The sequence below is a fragment of the Burkholderia catarinensis genome, assembly GCF_001883705.2.
Taxonomy (GTDB): Bacteria; Pseudomonadota; Gammaproteobacteria; order Burkholderiales; family Burkholderiaceae; genus Burkholderia; species Burkholderia catarinensis.
In genome coordinates this window covers 1-4,269 of sequence record NZ_MDEQ02000063.1, presented here as the reverse complement: position 1 = coordinate 4,269, position 4,269 = coordinate 1, and the positions used below count along the sequence as shown (strand labels likewise).

Genomic DNA, 4,269 nt, shown 5'->3' with positions numbered 1-4,269 from the left:
ACCGAACCAGAATGCCTACATTGAATCATTTAACGGGCGCTTCCGGGATGAATGCCTGAACGAGAACTGGTTCACTAGCCTGTCACATGCCAGGGTCGTGATCGAGACTTGGCGTCGGGAATACAACGAGGAACGACCGAAGAAATCGCTGGGCGGATTAACGCCCGCATCCTACGCCCGGAAACTGGCCGAGAAAGAGCTACATTTACCCCCCGGACTCTAAAGCCCGGTGCTACTGAAGACGGGGGGACGTCGAAAGGTCAGCACGTCTCCACTCTGCATTGCAGTGGATGACTCCGGCGGAATTCGCCCGCCAGTGCACCGATCGGGCCGATTCGGCCCGCCCCGAAGAGCCGGAATTTTCCAGCTAAGACTGGGACGGAAATTGGGCTAGCCTCACGAACGCCCAGTTTCCAATTCAGATCGTTATCGTTTCAGGGAGATCGACGATACGTCGTTCTCCCGAAAACCCCGATGTATCAGGGTCTGCAGCGTTTTGTGGGGCCGACCATTTGGCTACAAGGGCCCATCGGCAAGTAATCGTGTAGCGCCCGCCTTCCAGCGGGCGCTACCACGGAACAGCTATTTAGGCGCGCCCGGGCTACCGGGCAGGAAACCATTCTCGAGACGATAGGTCGCCGTATTGGTGAGCGTAGCACGCGCATTCGGCGTATCCGCGGCGATTGCGCACTTATCCTGCCCCGTGTTCAGGCGAATTGCCTGCTCGGCCGTCCGATATTCCACCCCTTTGAGATAGAAACTCGGAAGGACAGTCGTGTATCGCGCGTAAGGGACGCATGCTCGCTGCGCGGGATCCTTAGGGCCTGCATTAAATGGAAAGTATTCGTCGAACAGGTAAGCCGACCGATGGAGCCCCCCCCCATGATGCTGGGATCGCAATCTTACCCGTCGACGTCTTGATGCCCGTTCCCTTATCCGTAATCGAACCCTCGACGGTCGCATCGCCGCCGTCGGGGCCTGGCGCACTATAAACAATCTCAAGTTGATAAGTGATCCCGGGCTGCCACGCGTAGGGGAGGGAACAGGAGGTTCCAGCCCCCCCATCTGCGCCCCCCTTGCAGTTCGAGGCAAGCGACGTCGTATCGGCGCCAAACGCGCTAAAGATGACGAGATTCGATCCTTCGGTACGGGGCTGGATGCCGGTATAGATGGCATGGCCGCCATGTTCCGACGTCAACTGGTTTGCCCAATAGAAGCTACGATTAACCGTGTCCGGAACCACTTCGGGCGTGATATCCCAAGTCATCCGGTCATAGCCCCCAGCAGGCGTAATCAATGCGGAAGCAGATATATTAGGGTCGGCCAGCACGATCGACGAAGCTGAAATAGTCAGAGCAACCGAAATAAATTTGATTAAATTTTTCATACCAGCCCTCTCAGTTAAAATATATAAACACGCTGCATGACATCCCGGTCCGACATATCCCATCAAGCCAAGTTTTAACGCTGATCAGTGTTACTCATACTAATGTCAATTTTTCAAACAAAAAAATCAAACAACCGGACAAGTCAAAAAATATTCGGTGGCCCATGTCAACATTATACGGGTCAAGCTTCGCATCGAAACCCCACCACTTCAACAGTCAGGCGAAATTAAAATTCATAGAATGTCCGTAAAAAACACCTCCGCAAATAATCCAGAAAATAATCACTCACGTACAGACGTGCGCCCTCTTAACTGGCAAATCGTGCTTCCCTTTTGTCACGACGACCTGCACGGTATTGCCACCTCCGGCCATACATTCTGGCAACGTGAAAAACATACTGTAACGGCATTTCGCTTATCGCCACGCAATGTCGAACATCGTGGGGGTTTGTTTGCTGCCAAGCAATCCAATAAGCGCACCAATCGGTAGCGCCGGCGACTACATCACACAGAGATCCAGGCGGGCGAATATGGGTCTTCATTCGTTAGTTCAATTGCTGAATAGTCAGAGCCTGGCGACTATTGCTATAGAACAGTATAGGATTTACGAAAACAATAAAAGTGCGGATCATCACTTTTTCATGTAAATTATGGAATTTTACGGATTCCATTTTTATTTTGAGGCAAAGCGATAGGTAAGCTGATCTGCTGTAGGAATCCTGGACACAGATGAGTGTCTGACGCCCACGTGCGTGTTCGAACGAATGCCCAGCGGTACTACAGCCCGAGTCTGGTCACAAACCTGATTTCCTCGGGCACGAAGCTCATCAACGTCCGGTCGCACCAAGCCACGCGGGTTTCCCACTGGTCTAGCGGCAACACCACGCGACGCTGCGCTTCGACCTGTATAAAGAACTCAGGCGCCGACGGATTGAATCGCTCCGGATTTGTCGGAGACCGCCGAGTTTCGCGCTACGCCGCGCGAGCGGCCAGCGCGAGATTCCGATCGCAGGCGTCCTCCGCTTCGGCCGGCGGCACGTACCCGAGTGGACCGAGCAACCGACGGTGGTTGTACCAATGCACCCATTCAAGCGTCGCGAGTTCGACGTCCTGCAGCGTACGCCATGACCGCCGATGCACGACTTCGGCTTTGCACACGTCGTTGATCGTCTCGGCCAGCGCATTATCGTACGAGTCGCCGACGCCGCCGGCAGACGGTTGCTCAGTGTCCGGCTGGTCGCTCCCGCGGCGAGCAGGCTATCCGTCGCATGTACCAGTCCGCGCGCGGTTCGGCGTCGACCTGCCCATTCCCGGGCACCGTGGTGTTGAGCAGGACGAACTGCCAGCATTGGCGACCGGCGTCGTCGGTCAGCGTGACCGGTTGATTGACGGTCACGCGCTGCGGCTCGTCGTGATCGAGCAGAGAGACGAAGCCGTCGTTGATCCTGCCGACGATCCGCTCGTCAAGCAACTGGCTGCGCTGGCCGCCCCGCCGGCCGTCAGCCGCAGCCACGCATCGGTGTCCTGCGCATTGCGAAAGATCACGATTCGCATCGGTCCGGCTGGATGTACGACGGCTTGCGCCCCAACGTACTGGGCGCCCAGGCGCCGCGGAAGCTGCGCTGGCCTGGGCGAGATGCGCACGCGCTGGTCACCAGCTTGAACTGCAGCACGGCCCTCGTATTCAACTGAAAGCGCGGCACGAGCACCTCTTTTCCCGTGTCTGCACCGCGCGGCGGGGAGAGGCCGTCGATCTGCAGGGGTTCCGCAAAAGCGGGGATCGCAAGTGCCAGAAGCGCGGCAACAACGGTGCCGTGCAAATCGAAAGCAGCCATTCACGACTCTCCGTTATTTGGTACTGACTTGTTTCAGATGCGCGAGCATGGCCGCCGGCACGGCTTCTTCCATTTGGATCTGGCTGGTCTTGATCAGCGGCGGGCGATAGTCGCCAATTCCGTAACTCTGCGTGATCCCGACCAGATTGTAGTTCTTGCCGGTGACCAGCGCGAGATGGTCCCAATCGTTGAAATCGTGCAAGGACGCGTAGACGGTCCGGCCGAAGGCATCCGACTGTCCGCTTGTTGATTTCCACCGAATCTTGACCCACCGTTTTCATCTAAATCTGACCCACCCCGAGACAGCGTAGTACATCTATTCCGGTGTGGATAACTCCTCAATGCCTGCTGCTTTTGCTGCTCTCTTTCTCGTTGCCTTTGCCTTGGCAGAACTGGACTTGAAGCGCCTGGATTCATTGCCCGGTTCGACGATGCGGCAGTGATGGGTGACCCGGTCCAGCAGCGCTGTCGTCATCTTTGCATCCCCGAATACGCTCGCCCACTCACCGAAGCTGAGGTTGGTCGTGATTGCGACGCTTGTGTGTTCGTAGAGCGGCGCACGCGGCGCCGATGCCAGCCGCACCGCCGGTGATCAGGACTCTTTCTTTAGCCATGTTTTGAAGTACGGACAAAATAGAGGAATGGCAAGCGGTGGGTCAAACGGTGGCGACCGGTGTAACGGGAGAGCCCATTGCTCCCGGGAGCCGAAGCGGCGGCGCCGTGAGCATGAACCGCGAGCGCTTGTGCTCGCGCAGACGCGCGGCTCTGCCGCTTGAGCAATGGGGCGAGCGCGTGGCTTGGCGCGACCGGCGGCTCATGCAACTCGCCCGCCTTCGCAAGACCACCGCCCGCGGCGACCCATAAGCGCCCCAAGCGTGCGAGATGAGACCAAGCGAGACCCGACAACTATTACGATGTGGAAGGAGACCCACCCATGCAGAAAGTCACCGCTTTCTTTACCGAGCTAATGCGCCGGTATTTGCCCGATCCGTTCGTCTTCGCGATCGGCCTCACGCTGTTTACGATGGCCCTTGCCGTGATCGTGCA

General features: G+C 57.2%; 6 protein-coding genes and 2 pseudogenes. 2 read left to right on the top strand and 6 right to left on the bottom strand.

The features are described from left to right. The coding region (locus BFF94_RS37390) for an integrase core domain-containing protein (protein WP_219140425.1) at positions 1 to 223 on the top strand (223 nt) is incomplete at its 5' end. Between the two features lie 606 nt (positions 224 to 829). Here the strand turns inward: BFF94_RS37390 and BFF94_RS37385 are convergent. The 6 genes and pseudogenes from BFF94_RS37385 to BFF94_RS37360 form a co-directional block, all read right to left on the bottom strand. Beyond that, on the bottom strand, positions 830 to 1,387 hold the full coding sequence (locus tag BFF94_RS37385) for a DUF3472 domain-containing protein (RefSeq protein ID WP_246637510.1): 558 nt from the start codon (positions 1,385 to 1,387) through the stop codon (positions 830 to 832). Between the two features lie 972 nt (positions 1,388 to 2,359). Further along, a pseudogene (locus tag BFF94_RS37380) lies at positions 2,360 to 2,608 on the bottom strand (integrase core domain-containing protein); the annotation flags it as partial. Position 2,609: 1 nt separating this feature from the next. Continuing rightward, positions 2,610 to 2,900: a hypothetical protein gene (locus BFF94_RS37375; protein WP_128847585.1), complete on the bottom strand. Its 291-nt coding sequence runs from the start codon at positions 2,898 to 2,900 to the stop codon at positions 2,610 to 2,612. Positions 2,901 to 2,928: 28 nt separating this feature from the next. Continuing rightward, complete coding sequence (locus tag BFF94_RS37370) at positions 2,929 to 3,222, bottom strand: hypothetical protein (protein ID WP_128847587.1); 294 nt, start codon at positions 3,220 to 3,222, stop codon at positions 2,929 to 2,931. A 13-nt stretch (positions 3,223 to 3,235) separates the two neighbouring features. Continuing rightward, entirely contained in the window at positions 3,236 to 3,424 is a 189-nt protein-coding gene (locus BFF94_RS37365) for a hypothetical protein (RefSeq protein WP_128847589.1), read from the bottom strand. A 114-nt stretch (positions 3,425 to 3,538) separates the two neighbouring features. Further along, a pseudogene (locus BFF94_RS37360) lies at positions 3,539 to 3,775 on the bottom strand (ATP-binding protein); the annotation flags it as partial. A gap of 381 nt (positions 3,776 to 4,156) precedes the next feature. On the opposite strand from BFF94_RS37360, the gene BFF94_RS38535 reads away from it, so the two are divergent. After that, positions 4,157 to 4,269, top strand: a 113-nt coding sequence (locus BFF94_RS38535; protein ID WP_246637496.1) for a TIGR00366 family protein, incomplete at its 3' end; no start/stop codon positions are given.

Bases quoted from the DNA above. Each gene is read 5' to 3' on its own strand.
- BFF94_RS37385 (WP_246637510.1), bottom strand. From the start codon at position 1,387: ATGAAAAATTTAATCAAATTTATTTCGGTTGCTCTGACTATTTCAGCT.
- BFF94_RS37370 (WP_128847587.1), bottom strand. From the start codon at position 3,222: ATGGCTGCTTTCGATTTGCACGGCACCGTTGTTGCCGCGCTTCTGGCA.